General features: G+C 70.3%; 23 protein-coding genes and 1 tRNA gene. 11 read left to right on the top strand and 13 right to left on the bottom strand.

All coding sequences use genetic code 11. The features are described 5' to 3' along the window. Nucleotides 1-228 precede the first annotated feature (228 nt). The 3 genes from AB0D46_RS19130 (at nucleotide 229) to AB0D46_RS19120 (ending at nucleotide 3,206) form a co-directional block, all read left to right on the top strand. Complete coding sequence (locus AB0D46_RS19130) at nucleotides 229-1,002, top strand: serine protease (protein WP_362878799.1); 774 nt, start codon at nucleotides 229-231, stop codon at nucleotides 1,000-1,002. Between the two features lie 247 nt (nucleotides 1,003-1,249). After that, nucleotides 1,250-1,912: a response regulator transcription factor gene (locus AB0D46_RS19125; RefSeq protein WP_362878797.1), complete on the top strand. Its 663-nt coding sequence runs from the start codon at nucleotides 1,250-1,252 to the stop codon at nucleotides 1,910-1,912. Between the two features lie 67 nt (nucleotides 1,913-1,979). Next, nucleotides 1,980-3,206, top strand: coding sequence for a histidine kinase (locus AB0D46_RS19120; protein WP_362878796.1), 1,227 nt, complete (start codon nucleotides 1,980-1,982; stop codon nucleotides 3,204-3,206). 84 nt (nucleotides 3,207-3,290) lie between these two features. On the opposite strand, the gene AB0D46_RS19115 is transcribed toward AB0D46_RS19120, so the two are convergent. After that, complete coding sequence (locus AB0D46_RS19115; RefSeq protein ID WP_362878794.1) at nucleotides 3,291-3,665, bottom strand: transcriptional regulator; 375 nt, start codon at nucleotides 3,663-3,665, stop codon at nucleotides 3,291-3,293. Continuing rightward, nucleotides 3,662-4,081: a hypothetical protein gene (locus tag AB0D46_RS19110; protein WP_362878793.1), complete on the bottom strand. Its 420-nt coding sequence runs from the start codon at nucleotides 4,079-4,081 to the stop codon at nucleotides 3,662-3,664. The genes AB0D46_RS19115 and AB0D46_RS19110 overlap by 4 nt, the downstream gene beginning before the upstream one ends. Nucleotides 4,082-4,266: 185 nt before the next feature. On the opposite strand from AB0D46_RS19110, the gene AB0D46_RS19105 reads away from it, so the two are divergent. From AB0D46_RS19105 to AB0D46_RS19090, 4 genes are all read left to right on the top strand, one after another. Continuing rightward, the gene (locus tag AB0D46_RS19105) at nucleotides 4,267-4,635 is read left to right on the top strand and encodes a chorismate mutase (RefSeq protein WP_362878791.1); all 369 of its coding nucleotides are present in this window, start codon (nucleotides 4,267-4,269) and stop codon (nucleotides 4,633-4,635) included. A gap of 449 nt (nucleotides 4,636-5,084) precedes the next feature. Beyond that, nucleotides 5,085-7,589 (top strand): aminopeptidase N, encoded by a 2,505-nt coding sequence (gene pepN / locus AB0D46_RS19100; protein ID WP_362878789.1) that lies wholly within the window; start codon nucleotides 5,085-5,087, stop codon nucleotides 7,587-7,589. Between the two features lie 481 nt (nucleotides 7,590-8,070). After that, on the top strand, nucleotides 8,071-9,471 hold the full coding sequence (locus AB0D46_RS19095; RefSeq protein WP_362878787.1) for an aminotransferase class V-fold PLP-dependent enzyme: 1,401 nt from the start codon (nucleotides 8,071-8,073) through the stop codon (nucleotides 9,469-9,471). After that, nucleotides 9,468-10,877 (top strand): SidA/IucD/PvdA family monooxygenase, encoded by a 1,410-nt coding sequence (locus AB0D46_RS19090; RefSeq protein ID WP_362878785.1) that lies wholly within the window; start codon nucleotides 9,468-9,470, stop codon nucleotides 10,875-10,877. Before AB0D46_RS19095 ends, AB0D46_RS19090 begins: the two co-directional genes overlap by 4 nt. 137 nt (nucleotides 10,878-11,014) lie before the next feature. Here AB0D46_RS19090 and AB0D46_RS19085 read toward each other — a convergent pair whose 3' ends face one another. Beyond that, complete coding sequence (locus tag AB0D46_RS19085) at nucleotides 11,015-12,823, bottom strand: 5'-nucleotidase C-terminal domain-containing protein (RefSeq protein WP_362878783.1); 1,809 nt, start codon at nucleotides 12,821-12,823, stop codon at nucleotides 11,015-11,017. Between the two features lie 130 nt (nucleotides 12,824-12,953). Here AB0D46_RS19085 and AB0D46_RS19080 point away from each other — a divergent pair, with 130 nt between their 5' ends. The 3 genes from AB0D46_RS19080 to AB0D46_RS19070 all read left to right on the top strand — a co-directional run bounded on the left by AB0D46_RS19080 (nucleotide 12,954) and on the right by AB0D46_RS19070 (nucleotide 15,876). Next, nucleotides 12,954-13,655: an SIMPL domain-containing protein gene (locus tag AB0D46_RS19080; protein ID WP_362878781.1), complete on the top strand. Its 702-nt coding sequence runs from the start codon at nucleotides 12,954-12,956 to the stop codon at nucleotides 13,653-13,655. Nucleotides 13,656-13,824: 169 nt separating this feature from the next. Continuing rightward, the gene (gene pyk / locus AB0D46_RS19075; RefSeq protein WP_362878779.1) at nucleotides 13,825-15,252 is read left to right on the top strand and encodes a pyruvate kinase; all 1,428 of its coding nucleotides are present in this window, start codon (nucleotides 13,825-13,827) and stop codon (nucleotides 15,250-15,252) included. 120 nt (nucleotides 15,253-15,372) lie between these two features. Continuing rightward, nucleotides 15,373-15,876, top strand: a complete 504-nt coding sequence (locus tag AB0D46_RS19070) for a GNAT family N-acetyltransferase (protein ID WP_362878777.1) — start codon at nucleotides 15,373-15,375, stop codon at nucleotides 15,874-15,876. 13 nt (nucleotides 15,877-15,889) lie between these two features. Here the strand turns inward: AB0D46_RS19070 and AB0D46_RS19065 are convergent, their stop codons facing one another. The 3 genes from AB0D46_RS19065 to AB0D46_RS19055 form a co-directional block, all read right to left on the bottom strand. After that, nucleotides 15,890-16,141: an EF-hand domain-containing protein gene (locus AB0D46_RS19065; protein WP_362878775.1), complete on the bottom strand. Its 252-nt coding sequence runs from the start codon at nucleotides 16,139-16,141 to the stop codon at nucleotides 15,890-15,892. Between the two features lie 73 nt (nucleotides 16,142-16,214). Next, nucleotides 16,215-16,976, bottom strand: coding sequence for a transcriptional regulator (locus AB0D46_RS19060; RefSeq protein ID WP_362878773.1), 762 nt, complete (start codon nucleotides 16,974-16,976; stop codon nucleotides 16,215-16,217). A 109-nt stretch (nucleotides 16,977-17,085) separates the two neighbouring features. Then, nucleotides 17,086-17,160 (bottom strand) — tRNA-Leu (locus AB0D46_RS19055). Between the two features lie 74 nt (nucleotides 17,161-17,234). On the opposite strand from AB0D46_RS19055, the gene AB0D46_RS19050 reads away from it, so the two are divergent. Further along, nucleotides 17,235-17,918 carry a response regulator gene (locus tag AB0D46_RS19050; protein WP_362878772.1) on the top strand — a complete coding sequence of 228 codons (684 nt, stop codon included), beginning with the start codon at nucleotides 17,235-17,237 and terminating at the stop codon, nucleotides 17,916-17,918. Between the two features lie 82 nt (nucleotides 17,919-18,000). Here AB0D46_RS19050 and AB0D46_RS19045 read toward each other — a convergent pair whose 3' ends face one another. From AB0D46_RS19045 to AB0D46_RS19015, 7 genes are all read right to left on the bottom strand, one after another. Then, a complete protein-coding gene (locus AB0D46_RS19045) occupies nucleotides 18,001-18,717 on the bottom strand; it encodes an ABC transporter ATP-binding protein (RefSeq protein WP_362878770.1) in 717 nt (238 codons plus the stop codon). After that, entirely contained in the window at nucleotides 18,714-19,823 is a 1,110-nt protein-coding gene (locus AB0D46_RS19040; protein ID WP_362878768.1) for an ABC transporter ATP-binding protein, read from the bottom strand. Before AB0D46_RS19040 ends, AB0D46_RS19045 begins: the two co-directional genes overlap by 4 nt. A gap of 3 nt (nucleotides 19,824-19,826) precedes the next feature. Continuing rightward, the gene (locus AB0D46_RS19035; RefSeq protein WP_362878827.1) at nucleotides 19,827-21,548 is read right to left on the bottom strand and encodes a branched-chain amino acid ABC transporter permease; all 1,722 of its coding nucleotides are present in this window, start codon (nucleotides 21,546-21,548) and stop codon (nucleotides 19,827-19,829) included. A gap of 5 nt (nucleotides 21,549-21,553) precedes the next feature. Further along, nucleotides 21,554-22,486: a branched-chain amino acid ABC transporter permease gene (locus tag AB0D46_RS19030; RefSeq protein WP_362878767.1), complete on the bottom strand. Its 933-nt coding sequence runs from the start codon at nucleotides 22,484-22,486 to the stop codon at nucleotides 21,554-21,556. Between the two features lie 114 nt (nucleotides 22,487-22,600). Next, complete coding sequence (locus AB0D46_RS19025; protein ID WP_362878765.1) at nucleotides 22,601-23,836, bottom strand: branched-chain amino acid ABC transporter substrate-binding protein; 1,236 nt, start codon at nucleotides 23,834-23,836, stop codon at nucleotides 22,601-22,603. Nucleotides 23,837-24,390: 554 nt separating this feature from the next. Further along, nucleotides 24,391-24,801 carry a hypothetical protein gene (locus AB0D46_RS19020; RefSeq protein WP_362878763.1) on the bottom strand — a complete coding sequence of 137 codons (411 nt, stop codon included), beginning with the start codon at nucleotides 24,799-24,801 and terminating at the stop codon, nucleotides 24,391-24,393. A gap of 249 nt (nucleotides 24,802-25,050) precedes the next feature. Further along, nucleotides 25,051-25,524: a hotdog fold thioesterase gene (locus AB0D46_RS19015; RefSeq protein WP_362878762.1), complete on the bottom strand. Its 474-nt coding sequence runs from the start codon at nucleotides 25,522-25,524 to the stop codon at nucleotides 25,051-25,053. Nucleotides 25,525-25,547: the final 23 nt, after the last annotated feature.

Below are 25,547 nucleotides of genomic sequence, written 5' to 3'. Positions count from 1 at the left end.
TCGGGCGCCGGAGCCGGGCCGGGAGCGGGGCGTGAACGGCCCCCGGGGGCGGAAATCCGCGTTCCGCCGGGCCGTCGCACCCACCGTTCTGCGCCCCACCGCCTCCCCGGCCGGAAGTTGTCCGAAAACGCGTTCTTGCTTGCACCGGAGGTTCGGTTGTGTCATGGACCCGTCATTCACCCGATGACGCGCACGGCCCAACCCCCCACGAAAGGCAGTGTGTTGACCATGGCCATCCTCGGCAGATTCCTCAAGCAGTCCCTCGCCGTCGGCGCCGTCGCCCTCGCGGCCGTCAGCCTCCAGACCACCGGAGCCGGCGCCGCCCAGGCACCCGTCGTCGGCGGTACCCGCGCCGCACAGGGCGAGTTCCCCTTCATGGTCCGCCTCTCCATGGGCTGCGGCGGAGCCCTCTACACCCAGCAGATCGTCCTCACCGCGGCCCACTGCGTGAACGGCTCCGGCAACAACACCTCCATCACCGCCACCGCCGGCGTCGTCGACCTCAACAGCACCGGCGCCATCAAGGTCAAGTCCACCAAGGTCCTCCAGGCCCCCGGCTACAACGGCACGGGCAAGGACTGGGCCCTCATCAAGCTCGCCAAGCCCATCAACCTGCCCACCCTGAAGATCGCCGAGACCAAGGCCTACGACAACGGCACCTTCACCGTCGCCGGCTGGGGCGCCACCCGCGAGGGCGGCAGCCAGCAGCGCTACCTCATGAAGGCCACCGTCCCCTTCGTCTCCGACGCCTCCTGCCAGAGCTCCTACGGCGGCGACCTCGTACCCGGCGAGGAGATCTGCGCCGGCCTGCCCCAGGGCGGCGTCGACACCTGCCAGGGCGACTCCGGCGGCCCCATGTTCCGCCGCGACAACGCCAACGCCTGGATCCAGGTCGGCATCGTCAGCTGGGGCCAGGGCTGCGCCCGCCCGAACTACCCCGGCGTCTACACCGAGGTCTCCACCTTCGCGGGAGCGATCAAGAGCGCGGCCGCGACCCTCTAGCACCACCGGCGCCACCCCCTCGTCCTTCCGGCCGGCCGCGAACCGGCCGGAAGGACGAAGCGCACCACCCCGGACGTGCCCAACGTCGAGGGACGTACCGCGAGGGCGGAACACCGCTGCCCCATCCCGCGACACCCACCCCGCGACACCCATCCGGCGGCCCCCGCGCGGTTGCGGTCCGCCGCCCGCACCGGTCCGATGGGAGGAGTCCATCGGCGGCAGCGGGCGACAGTGGGGCAGGCAGCGCATGACGATCAGAGTGGTCATCGCCGACGACCAGGACATGGTCAGGGCCGGTTTCCGGATGATCCTGGAGAGCATGCCCGACATCGAGGTCGTCGCCGACGTCGTCGACGGCGAAGCGGCCCTGGCCGCCGTCGCCGAACACCGACCCGACGTCCTCCTCCTCGACATCCGCATGCCGCGCCTCGACGGACTCGAAGTCACCCGCCGACTCTCCGGCCGGGCACAGGACAAGCCGCGCATCGTCATCGTCACCACCTTCGACCTCGACGAGTACGTCCACGCCGCCCTCCACGGCGGCGCGTCCGGCTTCCTCCTCAAGGACGCGAGCCCGGCCATGCTGGTCGAAGCCGTACGGGCGGCAGCCGCCGGGGACGCGCTCGTCTCACCCGCCATCACCGTACGACTGCTGCGCGAAATGGCCCCCCGCACCGCCGCCGCCCAAGCCGCCCGCCGCCCCGCCGAACCCCTCACCGAACGCGAACGGGACGTCGTACGCTGCCTCGCGCGCGGGCTGACCAACGCGGAGATCGCCGGCGAACTGTACGTATCGCTGTCCACCGTCAAGACCCACCTGGCGAACGTCCAGGCCAAACTCGACGCCCGCAACCGCGTCGAGATCGCCGCCTGGGCCTGGGAGAGCGGCCTGGCCACCGGCCCCACGTGAACGCGCCGACCACGGGGGCACGCGCCGCGCCCGCCGCACGCGCCGCGGGCCGCGTCGGGGGCGGGCGGTGAGCCCGCTCGCGAGCTGGGCGCGACGCAACCCGCACGCCGCCGACGGGATCCGGCTGTTCCTCTCCCTCGCGCTCCTCGCCCTCGTCACCTTCGAAGGCGTCGTCCTCACCCGCCGACCCAGCCTCCCGCACACCGCCGTCTGGATCTCCGGCATCCTCGTCTGCCTCAGCGCCGCGCCCTGGCCCCGGATCCCCCTCCTGACCCGCGCCCGGTTCGCCGCCGCCACCACCTGGACCGTCACCCTGCTCCTCATCTTCGGCAACCACCCCCTCGTCGTCTGGGGCGGCGGCGAGGCCATCGCCCTGCTCGTCCTGCTCTCCCAGGTCCTGCTCCGCGCCCCCGCCCGCACCGCCGCCGTCCTCGGCCCGCTCCTCGGCCTCGGCTGCATGGCCGTACCCGTCCGGGACACCAACCCCGGCCGGTTCACCCTGCTCTTCTCCGTCCTCGCCGTCGTCGTCGGCGCCTACTCCCTCCTGCTGCGCCTCCAGTCCGTCCAACGCGTCCGCGAACTGCGGGCCGTCCGCACCGCCGAACGCCTGGAACTGGCCCGCGAACTCCACGACCTCGTCGCCCACCACGTCACCGGCATCGTCGTGGAAGCCCGCGCCGCCCGCTTCACCCACGTCACCGCCGAACACGCCGCCGACATCTTCGGCCGCATCGAAACCGCCGGCGACGAGGCCCTCGGATCCATGCGCCGCCTCGTCAAGGTCCTCCGCGACGACGACGACGCCGACCGCCCGACAGCCGCCGACCGCACCACCGATGCCGGCGGCGCGGCGGCCGGGGGAGGAGCGGCCGGGCGCACGCGCGGGCCGGGCACCGCCCCCGTCGCCGGCCTCGCCGACATCCGCTCGCTCACCGAACGCTTCGCCGTCACCGGCCCGCCCGTCGTCCTGACCGTGGAGGATGGCCTGGACACGCGTCTCCCCGGCGACGTCGCCGCCACCGCCCACCGCATCGTCCTCGAAGCCCTCACCAACATCGGCAAGCACGCCGCCGACACCACCGCCGTCCGCGTCGGCCTGCGCACCGTCCCCGACGGCCTCGAAGTCCACATCGCCGACGAGGGCGGCCACCCCGCCCGACTCTCCGAAAAGGCCCGCGGCGGCGGCTACGGCCTCGCCGGCATGACCGAACGCGCCGAAGCCCTCGGCGGCTCCCTCACCGCCGGCCCCACCCCGGAAGGCGGCTGGCTCGTCACGGCCGTCCTGCCCCTGTAGGGCGGTGACCGACACGGGCCGAGCAGGGGCCCCGACGCCGCGCGGAGCCCCGGTACGGGCCGGGCAAGATCCGACACCGGCGGCCTAGCCCAGCGCGATCGCCCGCAACGCGGCCAGATGCCGGGCGTAGACGGCCCGGCCCTCGGCGGTCAGCGAGAGCCACGTACGGGGACGGCGCCCCACCCGCCCCTTGCGGACCTCCACCCAACCGGCCTCCTCCAGCGCCGAGACCTGCTTGGACAGCACCGAGTCACTGACCTCCACCACGTCGCGCACGAAGCCGAACTCGGCCTTGTCCAGCGGGACCAACGCCGCCACCACGGACAGCCGAACCGGCGCGTTGAGCAGCGGCACCAGATCGTGTCGGGGATGAGCGCCACGCTTCACCCCGGCCGCGGTCGCCCCGACCCCCGCCGCGTCCCCAGTCGTCCCGTCCGTCCCCGACCGTAGGTCGGTCATGCCGTGCCCCGGCCCTCGAACCAGGCGCCGAGGGCGGGCGGCAGCGCGCACCCCAGGGTCGCGGCGATCGTGAAGGCCACGTCATCCACGAACACCGTGGTGCCGAGCGCCACGACGAGTCCGAACACGGCCGCCCAGGACCCGATCAGCAGGCCGTGCTTGAGGCCGAAGCCGCGCCGCACGACGCGCTGCCGGGCGGCGTACACGCTCAGCCCGGTCACCATCAGGGTGTTGACCGACGCGAAGACCAGCGCGGAAGCGAGGCCGTGCCACAGCAGGGCCACCGGCACCAGCACCAACTGCCCGGTGGCGAAGATCCACAGGTAGCGCGCGTACCAACCGCTGCGGGCCCGCGCGGCCTTCTCCAGGCCGGCCGCCCGGTCCAGCGCTCCTGCGGCGCCCACGAAGTCGCTCACGATCCGTCCCCCCTCGCTGCCCTGCGTCACTCGACGCTTCTCACTATGGCAACTACTTTCCACCTCGGCAAGTGTCCGCGGGTCGTCCTCAGCCGACACGCCCCGACCGGCCACCGGACGGAAAGTCGTCTCAACCACCGACTGGCCGGCGGACCACGACCCCGCGCCACGTATTCTCGGGAACCATGGAGAACAGCGCCACGGACAACGGCACGCACACGGGCACCGGCACGCACACCGGCACCGGTACCAGCGGCATCGACGGGAGCGTCGCCGCGGAACTGTCCCGCCTGCGCGACAGCATCGACAACATCGACGCGGCCGTCGTCCACATGCTCGCCGAGCGCTTCAAGTGCACCCAGCAGGTCGGCCACCTCAAGGCCCGCCACCAGCTGCCCCCCGCCGACCCGGGCCGCGAGGCCAGCCAGATCGCCCGGCTGCGCCAGCTCGCCGAGAACGCGAAGCTCGACCCGGCCTTCGCCGAGAAGCTCCTCAACTTCATCATCGCCGAGGTCATCCGCCACCACGAGACCATCGCCGCGGGCGAGGAGTAACCCCCGAGGCCAGCCCGCACGGCCCGGCACGCCCCAGCCCCGCGCGCCGGCGCCCCGCCCTCCCCGGCCATCGCTCGTCCGTCGCGGACCGCGCCCGTCCGCCACCCCGCACGCCCCGCCCCCGCCGGACCTCGCCCCCGGGCCCCGCCCCCGCCCCGCACGGCCGCCCGTACCGGACGCCCCCCGCGCCCGGCACGGCCCCCGTACCGGACGGACCCCCGCCCCCGCCCCGCACGGCCGCCCGTAGCCGGACGCCGCCCGCCCCCGGCACGGCCGCCCGTACCGGACGGACCCCCGCTCCCGTACCGCACGGCCGCCCGTACCGGACGCCTCCGCCCTGCACGGCCCGCCGTACCGGACGCCCCCCGCCCCCGTGCCCCACGGCCCGCCGTACCGGACGGCCCACATACCCCCTGGGTCCCGGGCGCGACGTCGGGCAGCATGGCCCCATGTCCGCATTGACGCGCAACGAAGCGCAGCTCCGAGCACAACTCCTCGACGTCCACCACTACGCCGTCACCCTCGACCTCACCACCGGCGACGACACCTTCGACTCCACCACCGTCATCCGCTTCGCCGCCCGCGCCGCCGGAGACACCTTCGTGGAACTGAAACCGGACGAACTGCGCTCCGCCACGCTCGACGGCCAACCCCTCGACACCACCGCCCTCACCGACAACCGCCTCCCGCTCCCCGCCCTGGCCGAAGGCGACCACGAGCTGCGCGTCGACGCCCGCATGCGCTACTCCCGCACCGGCGAAGGCCTGCACCGCTTCACCGACCCCGCGGACGGGGAGACGTACGTCTACTCCCAAATGTTCATGGACGACGTCCAGCGCGTCTTCCCCGCCTTCGACCAGCCCGACCTCAAGGCCGTCTTCGCGTTCACCGTCACCGCCCCCGCCCACTGGACCGTCCTCGCCAACGGCATCACCACCCGCACCGGCGACCGCGACACCGACGGCGCCGGCATCTGGCAGTCCGCCCCCACCCCCCTCATCTCCACCTACCTCGCCGCCGTCGCAGGCGGCCCCTGGCACAGCGTCACCACCGAACACGCCGGCCTTCCCTTCGGCATCCACTGCCGCAAATCCCTCGCCCCCCATCTCGACGCCGACGCCGACGAGATCCTCTCCGTCACCACCGACTGCTTCGACCGCTACCACGAGAAGTTCGCCGAGCCCTACCCCTTCGACTCCTACGACCAGGCCTTCGTCCCCGAGTTCAACGCCGGCGCCATGGAGAACCCGGGCCTCGTCACCTTCCGCGACGAGTTCGTCTTCCGCTCCGCCGTCACCGACACCGAACGCCAGAGCCGCGCCATGGTCATCGCCCACGAGATGGCCCACATGTGGTTCGGCGACCTCGTCACCCTCGCCTGGTTCGACGACATCTGGCTCAACGAGTCCTTCGCCGAATACATGGGCTACCAGACCCTCACCGAAGCCACCCGCTTCACCGGCACCTGGACCGAATTCGGCATGGTCCGCAAACCCTGGGGCTACGACGCCGACCAACGCCCCTCCACCCACCCCGTCGCCCCCGCCCCCGAGGACGTCCCCGACACCGCCTCCGCCCTCCTCAACTTCGACGGCATCTCCTACGCCAAGGGCGCCTCCGCCCTGCGCCAACTCGTCGCCTGGCTCGGCGAGAAGGACTTCCTCGCCGGCATCAACACCCACTTCGCCCGCCACAAGTTCGCCAACGCCTCCCTCGCCGACTTCGTGGACTCCCTCGCCGCCCACACCGACCGCGACGTCCACGCCTGGGCCCAGGTCTGGCTCCGCACCACCGGCGTCGACACCCTCACCCCCCGCATCGAGGAGAGCCCCGGCGGCTGGACCCTCACCGTCGACCACCACGGCAGCCGCCCCCACCACATCACCGCCGGCACCTACGAACTCGCCCCCGACGGCCTCCTGGAACGCGGCGAACTCCTCGGCATCGACGTCCCCTCCGACGAGGTCGTCTCCGGCAGCGGCCGCCGCCCCGACCTCCTCGTCCTCAACGACGGAGACCTCGGCTACACCAAGATCCGCCTCGACGCGATCTCCCTGGAAACCGCCCTGCGCGGCCTGTCCCGCCTCCCCGACCCCCTCACCCGAGCCGTCGTCTGGGGCTCCCTGCGCGACATGGTCCGCGACGGCGAACTCGAACCCGGCGCCTACCTCACCACCGCCGCCGCCCACCTGCCCGACGAGAGCGACCTCGCCATCGTCCAGGGCGTCCTCGGCTTCGCCCGCACCCACGTCGCCGACCGCTACGTCGCCCCCACCGAACGCACCGCCGCCCTCAACCTCATCACCTCCGTCACCCGCGACCTGCTCCGCCGCACCGAGGACGGCGCCGAACCCGGCCTGCGACTCGCCGCCGTACGCGTCCTCATCGACAGCGCCACCCAGCCCGACACCCTCGCCGCCTGGCTCACCGACGGCACCGTCCCCGGCGGCCCCGAACTCGACCCCGAACTGCGCTGGCGCATCCTCGCCCGCCTCAGCCTCCTCGGCGCCGCCGACGAGGACACCATCGACGCCGCCCTCACCGCCGACCCCAGCGCCACCGGCCGCGAAGGCGCCGCCCGCTGCCGCGCCGCCCTCCCCACCCCCGAGGCCAAGGCCGCCGCCTGGCAACGCCTCTTCCACGACGACACCCTCTCCAACTACCTCTTCACCGCCACCGCCCAAGGCTTCTGGCAACCCGAACAGGCCGACCTGGTACGGGAGTACGTCCCCCGCTACTACCCCGAAGCCGTCGCCCTCGGAGCCCGCCGCGGCCCCGCCATCGCCGAAGCCGCCGGCCGCTGGGCCTTCCCCGCGTACGCCATCGACGACACCAACCTCCAGGCCGGCCACACCTGCCTGGAGGACCCCGACCTCATCCCGCTGCTCCGCCGCAAACTCGTCGACCACCTCGACGACCTCGCCCGAGCCCTCCGCATCCGCACCCCCGCCTGACCCCCCACCACCCCCGCCGGACCGACGCCCCCAGCCCCTGCCCCGGGGGCGCCGGACCTGCGGGGCGCCGACCTGAGGGGATGCGAGCTACGGGAGTCCGAGCTACGGGGGCCGGGGCCCACGCCCGGCCCTCCGCCCGGCCCCGGTCCTCCGCCCGGCCCCGGCCCTCCGCCCGGTCCCGGCCCCCGCCCAGCCCGGCACGGCCCTCCGCCCGGTCCCGGCCCCGCCCAGCCCGGCACGGCCCTCCGCCCGGTCCCGGTCCTCCGCCCGGGCCCGGCCGCGCCCAGCCCGGCACGGCCCCGGCCCCGCCCCGCCCGGCCCGGCGCCACCCCGACCCGTCCGGCCAAGGCGCACCCCCCAACCCGAACACCCGGCCGACGACGGCCCGGTGGACAAACCCCGGCGGTTACCCCATTCGGGTCTGATCGTTGTATCCGGCGGAGACCACGCTGTCCCCGCCCAGCAGCCCGAAGGACCCCCGATGACCGAGCCGCCCCGCACCCCGCCGCCCCCACCGCCACCCCTCGCCGGCGGCCCCGGCGGAGCCGACGCCCTGCGGCCCCTCCTCGACACCGTCCTCGACGCCCTCCGCACCGGAACCCACGAACGCGGCGGCCCCCTCCCCGCCGGCGGCCCCGCCACCGTCACCGCACGCGTCCGCACCGCACTCGGCGACGTACTCCCCACCCACGGCACCGGCGCCCACGAAGCCCTCCGCACCCTCGTCCACGCCCTCGCCGCCGGCGCCGCCGACCCCGCCCACCCCCTGTGCGCAGCCCACCTGCACTGCCCACCCCTCGCCGTCGCCACCGCCGCCGACCTCGCCGCGAGCGCCCTCAACCCCTCCCTCGACTCCTGGGACCAGGCCCCCGCCGCCTCCACCATCGAAGCCGAACTCACCCGCACCCTCGCCGCCGAGTTCTACGACACCCCCCACCCCGACGCCCTCCTCACCACCGGCGGCACCGAAGCCAACCAACTCGCCCTCCTCCTCGCCCGCGAACGCCACGGCCCCCACCTCACCGTCCTCCACGGCGCCAACGCCCACCACTCCGTACCCCGCGCCGCCTGGCTCCTCGGCCTCCCCCCCACCACCACCCTCCCCACCCCCACCGGCACCCTCCACCCCGCCGACCTCACCGAAGCCCTCGCCCGCACCACCGGACCCGTACTCGTCACCGCCACCGCCGGCACCACCGACGCCGGACTCATCGACCCCCTCCACGCGATCGCCGACCTCTGCGCACACCACCGCGCCGACCTCCACATCGACGCCGCCTACGGAGGACCCCTCGCCCTCAGCCCCCCACACCGCCACACCGTCGACGGACTCGCCCGCGCCCGCACCCTCACCGTCGACCTCCACAAACTCGGCTGGCAACCCGTCGCCGCCGGACTCCTCGTCGTCCCCGACCACACCCACCTCACCCCCCTCGCCCACCAAGCCGACTACCTCAACGCCACCGACGACACCGAAGCCGGCCTCCCCGACCTCCTCGGCCGCTCCCTGCGCACCACCCGCCGCCCCGACGCCTTCAAAATCGCCGTCACCCTCCGCGCACTCGGCCGCGACGGCCTCACCGACCTCATCGACCGCACCACCACCGCGGCCCACCACCTCGCCGGACTCCTCGACGCACACCCCCGCTTCGAACTCCACGCACCCCCCACCCTCACCACCGTCCTCTTCCGGCCCACCCCCACGGACGACGACCACCTCGCAACCCTGCGCCGCACCCTCCTCCACAACGGCACCGCCGTCCTCGGCCGCGCCACCGCCAACGGCCGACTGTGGCTCAAAGCCACCCTCCTCAACCCCCACACCACGGCACAGGACCTGGACACCCTCGTCACCCTCCTGGAAGGCAGGACCCACCGATGACCGCCCCACTCGAAGCCCCCCACGACCTCGTCGGAATCGGAATCGGCCCCTTCAACCTCTCCCTGGCCGCCCTCGCCCACGGCCTCCCCCAACAAGGCATCGGCCCCCTCGCCACCGCCTTCTACGACCAACGCCGCGACTTCCGCTGGCACCCCGGACTCCTCATCGACGGAGCCACCCTCCAGGTCCCCTTCCTCGCCGACCTCGTCACCCTCGCCGACCCCACCAGCCCCTGGACATTCCTCAACTACCTCAAGCAAAAGGAACGTCTCTTCCCCTTCTACTTCGCCGAGCAGTTCCACATCCAACGCGCCGAATACGACGCCTACTGCCGCTGGGTCGCCGGCCGCCTCCCCGGACTCCACTTCGGCCACCAGGTCGACGCCGTCCGCTGGAACCCCGAACGTGACCTCTTCGAAGTCGACTGGACCCAGATCGACCCCACCGGCGAAGCCGAAGCCCTCGGCCGCACCTGGACCCGCAACCTCGCCCTCGGCATCGGCACCGCACCCCACATCCCCGACACCCTGCGCCCCCTCGCCGAAGCCCCCACCGTCCCCGTCATCCACTCCGCCGAATACCTCGACAACCGCCAACGCATCCTCGGCGCCCCCCACGTCACCGTCATCGGCGCGGGCCAATCCGGAGCCGAAGTCTTCCTCGACCTGCTCCGCAACCGCCCCACCGGCCGCGAAGGCCTCACCTGGCTCGCCCGCACCCCCTCATTCGCCCCCATGGAGTACTCCAAACTCGGCCTCGAACACTTCACCCCCGACTACATCCGCTACTTCCACGCCCTCCCCGAACCCGTCCGCGACCAACTCGTCCCCGCCCAATGGCAACTCCACAAGGGCATCGACGCCGCCACCATCGCCGCCATCCACGACGAGCTCTACCGCCGAACCCTCGACGGCGGCTGGCCCGACGCCGTCCTCACCCCCGGCGTCCACGTCCGCACCGCCGGCCGCGTCGCCACCACCAAAGTCGAACTCCACCTCGAACACACCCAGCAGGGCACCCGCTCCCGCCTCACCACCGACGCCGTCGTCCTCGCCACCGGCTACCGCGAACGACCCCTCACCCGCATCCTCGCCGGACTCGACCCCTACCTCCGCAAGGACTCCTCCGGCCGCCCCCGCATCGACGACCGCCACCGCATGGTCCTCGACCCCTCCGTCACCGGCAGCGTCTTCGTCCAGAACGGAGAACGCCACACCCACGGCGTCGGCGCCCCCGACCTCGGCCTCGCCGCCTGGCGCAGCGCCGGCATCCTCAACACCCTCACCGACAAGGAGCCCTACCCCCAGCCCCGCCGCACCGCCTTCACCACCTTCGGCCTCGAACAACGGGAACACACCCGCCCCCACCCCGCAGGCGAGCTGCTCCCGCTCGTCGAACACCCCTGACGGCCCCGCCGGACGACCGGCACCCGGGCTCGAACACCCGGGACCAGCCGACCGACACCCGACACCCGGCGCCGGCACACCGGCGCCCGGGACCGGAACGCCCGGGACCGGAACGCCCGGGACCAGAACCCCCGGAACTAGAACACCGGCACCCCCGCCCGCGTCAACCGCCAATCCACCGAAGCGAACCCCGCCGGATCCACCGTCCCCTTCGCCTTCACCCACTGGACGATCGTGTTACGGATCTCGTCCGAATCCGCCCACAACTGCCTGGCCTGCGGAACGTGCGGGAAGTTACCCCCACCCGAGGCCCGGTAGTTGTTCACCGCCAACACGAACCGACCCGCCGGATCCACCGCCTTCCCCGCGAACGACAACCCCACGATCCGCGACCCCACCGGCTGCGCCACATCGATCTCGTACGCCAACCCGTACACCGCGTCGTAGTTGTAGTCCGGAATCCCCTCCGCGTTCGTCAACGCCGCCGGATCCACCGGCGCACCCGGCGCCGTCCGCACGTAGTACCGCGCCGAATACTCCAGGTAGTCCTTCAACTGCGCACCCGTCAGCAGCCGCGCCTCCAACGTGTTCTCGAACGGGTACAACCCCGCCGCGTCCCGGATCGTCACCCGACCCGCCGGTATCGACGCCGTCCGCGAGAAACACGACGCCTGCGACACCACCGGCAGCGCCGCCCACTCGGTACCCGCCAGCGCCGCCCGCACCGTCTCCGCCTGCACGTGGTTGATCAGATCGATCACCGGCACGTCCTTCACCGGCCCCTCCGCCGTCGACATCGCCTGCGTCGACGTACCGATCACCTGGTTGACGTACGCCACCACCTTGCGGTGCTCGTCCGACAACAGCCGCGTGATCTTCCGGTCCTCCTCCACGGCATTGGAGTTCAACACCTGCGCCGCGACCTTCGACACCGACCAGCAGCCCCGCTCCCACACCAACTCGAAGTCGAACAACGTCAACCGCTGCCCCCACTTCAACGGCTCCGACAACACCACGTCCTTGCCCGTAGCCCGGTTCTTCACCCGGTACTCCGCAATCTCCGTGTGCGCGTGCCCCACCAGGATCGCGTCGATCCCCGGCACCTGTTCCGCCACCAGCGCCGCCGCGTTCTCCACGTGCGGCAACTGATCCCCGTAACTCGACGTACCGCTCGACCCGGAGTGCGCCGACACGATCACCACGTCCGCACCCATCGACCGCAGCCGCGGCACGTACTTCGCCGCCTGCTCCTCCAACCCCGGGAACGTCATCTTCCCCTGCACGTGCGCCTTGTCCCAGATCGCGATCCCCGGGTTCGTCAACCCCAACACCGCCACCTTCACGTCCCGCCCGAACGGCGTCCGCAACCGGTGCATGCTGTACGGCGCGAACGCCGGCCGCAATGTCTTCGCGTCCAGCGCGTTCGCCCCCAACAACGGGAAATCGCACTGCTCCTCGAACTTGCGCAACACCGGGATCCCGTAATTGAACTCGTGGTTCCCGAGCGCCGCCGCGTCGTAACCGATCGCGTTCATCGCCTGCGCCATCGGATGCACCGGCCCGCGCCGCGCCGTGATCGGATCCACCTTCGCGTAGTAGTACGAAAGCTGCGTCCCCTGGATCGTGTCACCCGCGTCGATCAACAGCGTGTTCCGCCGACCCTTGCGCGCCCGCACCTGATCCACCAACGTCGAGATCTTCGCCAGACCCACATCGTTGTGCGCCTTGTCGTCGAACTCCTTGTCCGTGAAGTAGTCCCAGTTGAAGACGTTGCCGTGCAGATCCGTCGTCCCCATCACCGTGAACGCGTACGTCCGCGGCCCCCGGCCCCTCGCGCCCTCCTGCTCCTGCGCGGCGGCGGCCGGGGTGCTCGTGGCCCCCACCAACGCCACGGCCGCACCCGTCGCGGCCGAAGCCCCCATGAACTTCCTACGGTCGAACGTCATGCCAACTCCCTCGTGAGGCCCTGAACAACGCGCGTAGATTCTGACCCACGAGTAACAAGCCGCAACACCCCCACCAGGTTTCGATCCGATGACCACACCACCCACCCACCACGGTGCGACAGTGGAAAACATGACCCAGGAGATCGCACACCAGCCCTACGGAACCCCCGACGTACCCCGCGTCGCCGTCCGCGGCGAATCCCACCTCGAAGTCGACCCCGAAATCGCCCGCATCACCATCACCGTCAGCGCCCGCGGCACCGACCGCCGCACCGCACTCGAAGACCTCACCCGCCGCAACAACACCGTCCTCGAACTCCTCAAGAGCTACGGCGAACCCGTCGAAAAACTCGAAACCGGCGCCTTCTCCATCACCCCCGAACTCACCCGCCACGGCCGCGCCGAACGCGTCCGCGCCTACCACGGCCGCGTCAACATCACCGCCGAACTCAACGACTTCACCACCCTCGGCGAACTCACCACCCGCCTCGCCGACCTCGAACTCACCCGCGTCGACGGCCCCTGGTGGGCCCTGCGCCCCACCTCACCCGCCCACGGCGAAGCCCGCCGCCAAGCCGTCCTCGAAGCCGTCCAACGCGCCCGCGAATACGCCCACGCCCTCGGCGCCGAACTCGCCGCCCTCATCGAACTCGCCGACACCGAAGCCGAGAACGAAACCCCCTTCGCCCCCGGCGGCACCATGACGCGCGGCATGGCCTTCGCCGGCGCCACCGAGGACGACACCACCCCGCCCCTCGACCTCGAACCCCAGCGCCAAACCGTCCACGCACAGGTGAACGCCCGCTTCACCATGACCCCGCCCCAACTCTGACCACCCGGCCGAACGGCCACCAGAAATCGGACAAGGAAGCGCCACGGGGGTGCTCCGATGAGCACCCCCATGCACATTCAACAATTGTCAACAAGCTTTCGCCCAAAGGTTGTTGAGCAGACACCCACAACCAATTTCCTACTCCCTGGTAGGGGCATACGCTCGACCCATGCGTCGAGCAAAAATCGTCTGTACCCTGGGCCCCGCCACCGACTCGTACCACCAGATCAAAGCCCTGGTCGAAGCCGGAATGGACATCGCCCGCTTCAACCTCAGCCACGGCACCTACGCCGAACACGAGGAGCGCTACCACCACGTACGCAAAGCCGCCGACGAAACCGGCCGCAGCGTCGGAATCCTCGCCGACCTTCAAGGCCCGAAGATCCGACTCGGCCGCTTCCACGAAGGACCCGTACTCCTTGAACGCGGCGACGAGTTCACCATCACCGTCGAAGACCACCCCGGCGACCGCCACACCTGCGGCACCACCTACAAAGGACTCGCCACCGACGTCACCACCGGCGAACGCATCCTCGTCGACGACGGCCGCGTCACCCTCGAAGTAACCGCCGTCGACGGACCCCGCGTCCACACCCGCGTCATCGAAGGCGGCATGGTCTCCGACCACAAGGGACTCAACCTCCCCGGAGTCGCCGTCTCCGTCCCCGCCCTCAGCGACAAGGACATCGAAGACCTCCGCTGGGCCCTGCGCACCGGCGCCGACATCATCGCCCTGTCCTTCGTCCGCAGCGGCCACGACATCCAAGACGTCCACCGCGTCATGGACGAAGAAGACCGCCGCCTCCCCGTCATCGCCAAAGTCGAAAAACCCCAAGCCGTCGACAACATCGACGACATCGTCGCCGCCTTCGACGGCATCATGGTCGCCCGCGGCGACCTCGGCGTCGAAATGCCCCTCGAACACGTCCCCATCGTCCAGAAGCGCGCCGTCAAACTCGCCAAACGCAACGCCAAACCCGTCATCGTCGCCACCCAAATGCTCGACTCGATGATCGACAACTCCCGACCCACCCGCGCCGAAGCCTCCGACGTCGCCAACGCCGTCATCGACGGCACCGACGCCGTCATGCTCTCCGGCGAAACCAGCGTCGGCAAACACCCCATCGAAACCGTCCGCACCATGGCACGCATCATCGAAGCCGCCGAAGAAGACATCCTCGCCAAGGGCCTCCCACCCCTCACCGAACGCAACAAACCCCGCACCCAAGGCGGAGCCGTCGCCCGAGCAGCCGCCGAAATGGGCGACTTCCTCGGCGCCAAATTCCTCGTCGCCTTCACCCAGAGCGGCGACACCGTCCGCCGACTCTCCCGCTACCGCTCACCCATCCCCCTCCTCGCCTTCACCCCCGACGAAGCAACCCGCTCCCAACTCAACCTCACCTGGGGCGTCGAAACCTTCCTCGGCCCCCACGTCGACTCCACCGACGCCATGGTCGCCCAAGTCGAAGAACAACTCCTGCGCATCGGCCGCTGCGTACCCGGCGACATCGTCGTCATCACCGCCGGCTCACCCCCCGGCGTCAGCGGCAAGACCAACCTCGTACGCATCCACCACATCGGCGACGCCGTACGCTGACCCACCCCGTCCCTCCACCCCTTGCCGGCGCACCCGCACCACCCCCCAGCGGCCCACCCGGCAAGCCGGAGGGACCCGCGGCCACCCCCACCCGCCGCACAGCGCGAGTACGGTGACGAGATGGCCCGCACCATCACGTACCTGGAGATGACCGACCCCGGCGAACTACAACCGGGTCGCCCCGTACCCACCCTGGAACTCCGCCGCGAAACAGGCCTCACCACCCTCGCCCGCACCCTCCAGGCCCGCGTCGGAGCCGCACACGGATGGCGCAGCTCCACCCGCACCGACCAACAATGGGACGAACTCGCCCGCACCCACCCCCACCGCCAGTACTGGCTGATCACCCTCGCCGACGAACCGATCGGCATCACCGCACTCGAACCCCACCCCGGGGGCGAGGTAGAGATCCGCACCTTCGGACTCCTCCCCGAACACACCGGCCGAGGACTCGGCGGCCACGCCCTGACCCTCACCCTCCGACAGGCATGGGCCACCACCCCGATCCAATCCCCGACCGTTCACCGGGTATGGCTCCACACCAACTCCGACGACCACCCCAGCGCCCTCCACAACTACCGGAGTCGAGGCCTACGCATCCACCACACCGAAACCGAGGACTAGCCCCCCACCCCACCTACCAACCGAACCGCCGGTCCACCACCCGCGCGAACTCCTCGAACGACAACACCGCGTCCCCGTTCTGATCCGCCTCGTCGAACAACGCCGACGACGCGTTCGCATCACCCACAGCCCAGAACGGCAGATCCCCCCGCGCCGCCAACGTCGGCCCCTGCGACCGCAACGCGCTGATCACCTCCACCCGGGTCAGCTCCCCGTCGTGGTTCAAATCCAACGCCTCGAACAGCTTGCGAGCCTTCTCGCTCATCACGGAGTCCCCTTCTCACGGTGCCGAATCCCTCACGCACCCTACGCGCGGCCCCCCGCACCGGGGCCGGGGGTCAGTGCTTCGCCCCGACATGGGCGTCCATGAGAGCGACGGACGCCTTGCGGGCGACGGACACGTTGAAGGGGTCACCGCCCCTAGCCAGAACGGTCCACTCGACACCGACCTTGGTAAGGGTGTCGGTGCAGAGCTTCCGGATGTCGTCCGACTTGTTGGTGAAGAAGTACCGGGGGTACTCGTACCGCTTGGTGACCCCACCGACGGTGCGGGTGGTCCAGTTCATGACCCGGCAGCCGTCGGAGTGGATCAACCCCCGGACGAACTCCCACGGATGCGCGTCCACGATCTCCTGCTGCCACGCTTCGAGCACGATCCGCCGCTTGTGCTTCTTCCCCGGCCCGTGCTGCGGGAACAGGCACGTCCAGTGCCACCCGTAGCTGGTGACGTTCACACAGCCTTGGCGCTGCAATACGTAGGCCTTGTCGGACGGCCGCACCGCCCGGATGGCCGCTCGGCACTCTTCGATCAGTCCTGGCCAGGCGTCGGCACACGCGATGCGCAGGAGGTGGCCACCTCGGGGATGGGCGCTGATGCAACCATCGCCGAGGTAGAGGCCGAGGAGGTAGGCGTAGGCCGTTGGGTCGGCAGGCCGTCCATCGCAAGGGGCCCACTGGTTCAGGTGAGGAAGTGGCTCCAGCCGAATCTGCCAGGCGCGGATCGCTGCTCGGGATATCCCGGTCTCCCGGCTGACCGAGTTCATGCTGCGCCCCTCGGTGAGTAGCCCGAGAGCGTGCCGGCGCGTGTTGATGTCGTACATGAGCTCGACGCTGCTACGTGCGATTCGCTCATGCTGTGCATTACTGCGCACTTCGCTGAAACGAGTGAAGGTCACGCGTTTTCGCGTGACCTTCGAAATAAAGGAAAAGTGCCCCAGGTGGGATTCGAACCCACACTGTCCGCTGTTTGAGAGCGGCCTCTCTAACCAGTTGGAGTACTGGGGCCTAAGAAACGAAGGGCTACGGGAACCCTGCGTGCCACCACCATACAGGAGCTCGGTAGGCTCGGGGGAGCTGTTATGCCCCGCAAAGAGGAGCCCCCCGTGACCGCCGAGCACGAGTCGACGCCCACGCCCGACGCCGACCAGTCGCACGTTCCGCCGCTGACGACGCGCGTCGTCATCGCCGAGGACGAGGCGCTCATCCGTCTCGACCTGAAGGAAATGCTGGAGGAGGAGGGCTACTCCGTCGTCGGTGAGGCCGGGGACGGCCAGAAGGCCGTCGAGCTGGCCCGCGAGCACCGCCCGGACCTCGTCATCCTGGACGTGAAGATGCCCGTCCTGGACGGCATCTCCGCCGCCGAGCAGATCGCGGCGGAGTCCATCGCCCCGGTGCTCATGCTGACCGCGTTCTCGCAGCGCGACCTGGTCGAGCGGGCCCGTGACGCCGGTGCCATGGCGTACCTCGTGAAGCCGTTCAGCAAGAGCGACGTGGTGCCGGCCATCGAGATGGCCGTGTCCCGGTTCGCGGAGCTGAAGGCGCTGGAGAAGGAGGTCGCCGACCTCTCGCTGCGTCTGGAGACCCGCAAGCTGGTGGACCGGGCCAAGAGCATCCTGCAGACCCAGTACGGGCTGTCCGAGCCGGCGGCCTTCCGGTGGATCCAGAAGACCTCCATGGACCGTCGCATGTCCATGCAGCAGGTCGCGGAGGCGGTCATCGAGGACGCCGAGGAGAAGAAGCAGCAGCAGAACGCGGCCAAGTAGGCGATCGGTCCGGATAGGCCGTGAGGCCCGTCTCCCCCGGGGGGAGACGGGCCTCACGGCGTTGGTGCGGGTACGGGTGCGGTCAGTCCTCGCCGAGGTACGCCTTGCGGACGTCCTCGTTGTGCAGGAGCTCCTGGCCGGTGCCCGAGAGCACGATCTTGCCGATCTCCATCACGTGTGCCTGGTCGGCCAGCGAGAGGGCCGCCTGGGCGTTCTGCTCGACCAGCAGGATGGTGGTCCCGGTGGCCTTGAGTTCGGCGATGGTGGCCATGATCTTCTGCATCATGAGCGGGGACAGGCCCATGGAGGGCTCGTCCAGCATGAGCAGCTTGGGCTGGCACATGAGGGCGCGTCCCATGGCGAGCATCTGTTGTTCGCCGCCCGAGAGGGTGCCGGCGGCCTGCTTGCGGCGCTCTCCCAGGATGGGGAAGAGGTCGTAGGCGCGCTGGATGTCCTTCTCGATGCCCTCTTTGTCGGTGCGCAGGAAGGCGCCGAGTTGGAGGTTTTCGGTGATCGTCAGCCGGGGGAAGATGTGGCGTCCCTCGGGGGAGTGGGCCAGCTTCATGGCGACGATCTTGTGGGCGGGGACGTTGGCCAGGGGTTGGCCGTCGAAGACGATGCTGCCGCTGGTGGGCTTGAGGAGCCCGGAGAGGGTGCGGAGGGTGGTGGTCTTGCCGGCGCCGTTGGTGCCGACGAGGCAGACGATTTCGCCCTGGTTGACTTCGAAGGAGATTCCCTTGACGGCTTCGATCTTGCCGTAGGCGACCTTGAGGTCCTGGACCTTGAGGAGCGGGGTCACTTGGTCTCTCCTTCCGTGCTGGTGGTGCTGGTGGTGCCGGTGGTGCCGTCCGTGTCCGTGGTCGCGGTCGGGGCCGGGGTGGTGTCGGCGTCCGAGTCCGCTGCGGGAGCCGTGGGGGTTGCCACGGTTTCGGGGGCCTGCGGGGTCTCCGCCGGGGCGGGGGTCGCGGTGACGGTCTTCGCCGGGGTCTCGACCTCGGTGGTCGGGGTGGCGGTGGGTGCCGGGGTGGCCGTGGCTGCTTCGGCGTGGGCTTCGGCGGCCTGGACCTCGGCGGCCTGGACCTCGGCGTCCTCCTCGGCGCCGGGGGCGCCTTCGAAGGGGGTGCCGAGGTAGGCGGCGATGACGCGCTCGTCTCCCTGGACTTCGGCCGCGGTGCCCTCGATGAGCTTCTCGCCCTGGACGAGGCAGGCGACGCGGTCGCAGAGGTTGAAGATGAAGCGCATGTCGTGCTCGATGACGAGGACGGCGATGCCCATGTCGCGGATGGCGAAGATGAGTTCTTCGGCGGCGCGGGTTTCCTGCGGGTTCATGCCGGCGGTGGGCTCGTCGAGCAGGATGAGGCCCGGGTCGCTGGCGAGGGCGCGGGCGATTTCGAGCTTGCGCTGTTCGCCGTACGGGAGGTTCTTCGCGAGGTGTTGGGCCTTGTGCTGGAGGCCGATGAACTCCAGGAGTTCCATGGCCCGCACTTCGCTCGCGGCTTCGGCCTTCTTGAAGCCGGGGCCGCGCAGGAGGGCGGACCAGAGGCCTTCCTTGGTGCGGGTGTGGCGTCCGACGAGGACGTTTTCCAGCACGGTCATGTTGTGGAAGAGCCGGATGTTCTGGAAGGTGCGGGCGACGCCTGCTGCGGTGACCTTGTGGGGTGTGGGCGGCAGGACGGTGCCCTTGTAGCTGACGGTTCCCTCGGTGGGGACGTACAGCCCGGTGAGGCAGTTGAAGAAGGTGGTCTTGCCGGCGCCGTTGGGGCCGATGAGGCCGACGATCTCGCCCGCGTTGACTTTGAGGTCGACGCCCTTGACGGCGGTGAGGCCGCCGAAGCGCATGGTGACGCCGCTGGCTTCGAGGACGGTGGCCTTGGTGGTGGTGTCGGTGGTGGCGGTGGTCGTCATGGCTTATGCACCCGCCTTGGCGGTGGCGAGGTCCGTGGGGGCCTGGCCAGCGGTGTCGTCGTGGTACTCGAGCTGCGCGCGCTTGTTGGCGATGAGGCCTTCGGGGCGGAAGCGCATGAGCAGGATGAGGGCGATGCCGAACGCGAGGAGCTGGTAGTCCTGGAGGAAGGCCAGTTTCGCGGGGATGAGGAAGAGCAGTGCGGCGCCGAGGATGGGGCCGCGGATGGTGCCCATTCCGCCGAGGATGACGGCGGCGAGGAGGAACGCGGAGTTCGGCGGGACGGGTCCGGCGAATACGTAGTTCTCGGGGACGACGGTGCTGTTGACGTGTGCCTGGACGGTGCCTGCGAGGCCGGCGAGGGTGGCGCCGAGGGCGAAGGCGATGAGCTTGACCTTGAAGCCGTTGATGCCCATGGCTTCGGCGGCGGTCTCGTCCTCGCGGATGGCGACCCAGGCGCGGCCGATGCGGCTGTTGCCGGCGCGGGCGAAGACCACGATGACGAGGGCCATGACGAGCAGCATCAGGAAGTAGTAGTTGGCGTAGGCGCCGAGGATGATGCCGCCGACGTCGTGGGATTCCCCGAAGTTCCACCCGAGGATTTCGAGGTGGGGGATGTTGGGGATGCCGTTCGGTCCGTTGGTGATGTCCGGGCCGGAGGTGCCGTCGAGGTTGCCCATGGCGATGCGGAAGATTTCTCCGAAGCCGAGGGTGACGATGGCGAGGTAGTCGCCGCGCAGGCGGAGGGTGGGTGCTCCGATGACCACGCCGAAGATGAGGGAGGCGAGGGCGCCGACGATGACCGCTGCCCAGAAGGGGAGGTGGATGCCGAAGGCGGAGGCGGTGCTGCCGGAGACCAGGGCGGCGGCGTAGGCGCCGACGCCGAGGAAGGCGACGTATCCGAGGTCGAGGAGTCCTGCGAGGCCGACGACGACGTTGAGGCCGAGGGCGACGGTCGCGAAGATCAGGATGTTGACCGCGATGAGGGTGTAGGTGTCGCCGCTCTGCTGGATGAACGGGAAGGTGATCGCCGCTGCGGCGGTGGCGATCAGGGTGACCTGGCGGTTGTTCGCGGTGAGGGTGCCGAGCCGGTCGAAGAGGCCCGACTTGAGCAGGGCGGTGGCCGCGAAGCCGACGATGATCAGGTAGGTGACGAAGAGCTGGGGCTCCTTGTCGTCGGTGTCGATGCCGAAGGTGACGACGAAGAGGCCGATGGCGAAGGCTGCCGCGATGATGACGATCTCGGCCCAGGAGGGCAGCTTCTTCGCGGGGGCGGCCTTGTGGCTGTCGTCGGGGAGCTTGTACGCGGCGAGTGCCGGGATGAGCGAGCCGACGAGGGCGACGTAGGCGCCGGGTTCCAGGTGGGCGAAGCCGCCGAGGACCCAGGCGATGGCGAGGACGGTGAACCAGGTGCCGGCGAGGGTGCCGAGCGCGAGGATCCACACGGGCTTGCGGGTGCCGGTGGGGGTGAGCCAGCGGAAGCCCTTGACGCCGAGGCCGGAGAGGGCGTGGGCGAGGGTGAGGAGGGCGCCGGCGACGCTCAGGAACTGGATGGGTGCCGGGCTGCCGTAGTAGGTGAGGTCGCCGGGGAAGTCGGCGGTCCAGGTCCAGGCGAGGAAGGCGCTGACGACGGTGAGGAGGCTTCCGCCGATGACCGCGTAGAGCAGTGCGGTGGGTCGGGGGCCCTGCTTGACCGTGTCGGTCGCGGGGGTGGTGTTGGTGGTCATGGTTCTCACGCCCGATCCGCGACGCGCTCGCCGAGCAGGCCTTGTGGCCGCACGAGGAGGACGACGATGAGGAGTACGAACGCCCAGACGTTGGACCAGGCTCCACCGCCGAGCTGCTGCATGCCGGGGATTTCTTCGATGTAGGCGATCGAGAGGGCTTCGGCGAGGCCGAGGACGACGCCGCCGACCATGGCTCCGTAGATGTTTCCGATGCCGCCGAGGACGGCTGCGGTGAACGCCTTGAGGCCGAGGATGAAGCCCATTTCGAAGTTGATCTGGCCCTTGTCGAGGCCGTAGGCGACGGCGGCGACGGCGGCGAACGCGGCACCGATGGCGAAGGCCATGACGATGATGCGGTCGGTGTTGATGCCCATCAGCTTGGCGGTGTCGGGGTCCTGCGCGGTGGCCTGCATGGCGCGGCCGCTGCGGCTCTTCGAGACGAAGACGCCGAGGGCGAGCATGCAGAGGGGGGCGAGGATGAGGACGAACGCGTCGGCGCGCTGGATGGAGAGGCTGTCGGTGAGCTTGAAGGCTTCGCCCTTGAACTCGGGGAAGCTGACTGCCTTCTTGGCGTCCGGGTAGAACTGCCAGACGAGCTGTTGCAGCGCGATCGAGAGGCCGATTGCGGTGATGAGGGGTGCGAGCCGGGGTGCGCTGCGCAGGGGACGGTATGCGAAGCGTTCGGCTCCCATGGCGACGAGGACGGAGACGAGGGAGCCTCCGATGATCATGACGGGTATCGCGATCAGCAGGGAGGTGCCGGTCGGGAGGATGGCGTAGGCGGTGAGGGCGCCGAAGCCGCCGATCATGAAGATTTCGCCGTGGGCGAAGTTGATGAGCTGGACGATGCCGTAGACCATGGTGTACCCGATGGCGATGAGGCCATAGAGGGCACCGAGGGCCAGGCCGTTGGCCAGCTGTTGCGGCAGTTCGTGCACCGCAGGGCCTCCGATGAGCGTGTCGGATAAGACTCCGCGCGAGGGCGCTGTTTGCGCCCTCGCGCGGTGGGTGTGGTTCAGGTGGTGCGGGTGGTGCGGGGTGGGGCTAGGGGCTTACTGGTTGAACGTGTCGCTCTTGACGTCGACCCACTTGCCGCCCTCGACCTTGTAGACCGTGAGCTGCTTGTTGGTGGTGTCGCCGTTCTCGTCGAAGGCGACCTTGCCGGTCACACCCTCGAAGGAGACCTTGCCGAGGGCCTCGACGACCTTGGCGCGGGCGTCGGTCGGGAGCTTGCCGCCGTTGGCGGCGACGACGGCCTTGACGGCCTGGACGACGGACCAGCCGGCGTCGTAGGAGTAGCCGCCGTAGGCCGCGTAGGGGTCCTTGTAGCCGGCTGCCTGGTAGTCGGCGATGAAGGTCTTGGCGGTGGGGAGCTTCTCGACCGGGTAGCCGATGGAGGTGGAGAGGTCGCCCTCGTTGGCCTCACCGGAGGCGGAGATGAAGGCGGGGTCCTGGATGCCGTCGCCGCCCATGGTGGGGATCTGGGCGCCGGTCTTCTTGATCTGGTCGGCGAGGAGGCCGCCCTCGGGGTACTGGCCGCCGAAGTAGACGGAGTCGGCGCCGGAGGACTTGACCTTGTCGGCGGTGGAGGAGAAGTCGGTCTCCTTCACGGTGACGTGGTCGGTGCCGACGACCTCGCCGCCGAGCTTCTTGAACTCGTCGGAGAAGATCGCGGCGAGGCCGGCGCCGTAGGTCTGCTTGTCGTCGACGACGAAGACCTTCTTCTTGCCGGCGTCCTTGAAGAGGTACTGGGCGGCGAACTTGCCCTGGACCACGTCGGTGGCGGCGGTGCGGAAGTAGGTCTTGAAGGGGCGCTTGTACTCGCCCTTGCCCCAGTTGTCGCCCTGGCTGAGCGCGGGGTTGGTGTTGGCGGGGGAGACCTGCGCCAGGTTGGCGGAGGCGAAGACGCCCTGCATCTGCTGGGCGACGCCCGAGTTCAGGGGGCCGACGACGCCGAGGACGTCCTTGTTGCCGACGAGCTTGGTGGCGTTCGCCTGGCCGGAGGCGGGGACGGCCTGGTCGTCGAGGGCCTCGACCTTGAACTCGATGCCGGGGACCTCGTTGTTCTTGTTGGCCGTCTTGGCCGCGAGGTCGACCGAGTTCTTGATGCCCTGGCCGAGCGCCGAGAGGGAGCCGGTGAGGGGGGCGTCCACGCCGATGACGACGACGGTCTTCTTGCCGTCGGCGTTGTTGTCGGTGGAGCCTCCGTCGCGCGATCCGCAAGCGGTGAGGGTCAGTGCTCCCGTGGTGATCACGGTGGTGAGGACGAGCAAAGAACGGTGTCGCACGATTCTTCCTTTCCCTGGCGCGGCGCCCTCTTGTCGAGGTGCCGTGAGGTCGCGGGGCCGCACTGGGAGGTACACGGCCGTGCTGATTCGCGCCCGGCGGCGCGGTGACTGGCCGTGACTCTAGGCCCGAGGTGGCGAGCACGGGGAGCCGGGAAAGGAGGATGTGACGCTCTTGTTATGCCAAGGGCAAGAATGCGTGGTGGGAGTGTGGACAGATCGGGCGTTAAGCAACGCCTGAGAATGACCACATGCTGAGAAATACCTGTCGGCCTAAGGGGCTTGAGGCCTCCATGCTCCTGTCTCTGATCAATTTCGGTCGATTGTGGCAGGGAGTGTCCGAAAGAATCCGGGGGGTCGCTTTGCTTGGGGGGAAAAGGGGGATTCCGTATGGCGTGGGTAATACGCAGCGTGACGAACCCGCGTGATCCACTTCGGCGCCATTGATCTTGGTCCGCACCGCGGGAAGGCCCCGCGAAGCCTGCGACCTGCGGTTCGCTCGTACGGGGGCACGTGCCCGGAAGCCGGACAGCGCGCGCGGATTCCGGTGACCCGCGTCACGCCGGGGGTTTCCGCTCCTCGGAGCTGCCCGTGGCCCCGTCCCGTTCGGCGCAGCGCTGCGCCACGAGTCGGTCGATCAGCTCAAGTGCCTTGTCCCGCCCGGCTGTTCGTTCCTCGGAGCGGCCTGCGGCGACGGCTTCCTCGTGGATCTCGTACTGCTGGTTGGACAGGCCCTTCTGTTCCCAGTCCAGACCGGACCACTTGCTGCCCTTGAGGGTCTCCTTCGCCCAGTAGGACACCAGGCTGACGCAGACCTGTGCGGGCGTGGAGGGGTCGGGTCCGGGTGTGGTGGCCGTGGCCGTCGGTGGTGCGGAGGGCGGGGTGGAGCCGGCGCATCCGGTCAGGGCGAGCGCCGTCAGCAGGGCCGCGGTGCCGTACCGGATCGCGGCGCACGGCTGGGTCCCCATGGGGGGACGGTAGGCGGTCACCATCGGTGACACAACAGCCGTGGTCCTCCGCCGCGCGGAGTGGCGGATTCCGGGCGGTTGGCGGGCCCCGCGGGTCCGGAACCTCGCGCGGGCGGGTGCGCGGCGCCCGGTGGGGCGCGGCGGGTCGGGCGCCGCCCCGGGTGCGGGAACGGGCCCGGAGTCGCCGGGTGGGGCGGTTCCGGGCCCGTGAAGGGCGAGTGCGGCGGGGCGGGGGCCCCGCGCGGTGCGTCAGGCGCCGGTGGCGGCCGGGTCGGCGTCGCGCAGCAGGCAGGTGAGGCGGGCGGTGCACACCCGGCGGTCCTGTTCGTCGGAGATGACGACCTCGTAGGTGGCGGTGGAGCGGCCCCGGTGGACGGGGGTGGCGACGCCGGTGACGATGCCGGAGCGGGCCCCCCGGTGGTGGGTGCAGTTGAGGTCGACGCCGACGGCGACCTTGGTGATGCCGCCGTGCATCATGGCGCCGACGGAGCCGAGGGTTTCCGCGAGGACCGCGGAGGCGCCGCCGTGGAGCAGTCCGTAGGGCTGGGTGTTGCCCTTGACCGGCATGGTGGCGACGACCCGGTCGGCGGAGGCTTCCAGGATGCGGATCTCCATCCGGCGGCCGAGGTCGCCGGCCGAGAACAGCGCGGGCAGGTCTATGCCCAGGGCCGCGTACTCGTCGAGGACTTCCTGCGGGAACTTCACGCTGTGCTGCTCGTCCATGGGCCGGCTCCGTTCGTCAACGA

Source organism: Streptomyces sp. NPDC048383 (assembly GCF_040651775.1).
Taxonomy (GTDB): domain Bacteria; phylum Actinomycetota; class Actinomycetes; order Streptomycetales; family Streptomycetaceae; genus Streptomyces.
Note: the sequence above shows the minus strand (reverse complement) of the source record. Positions and strands in the feature narration are given on the sequence as shown.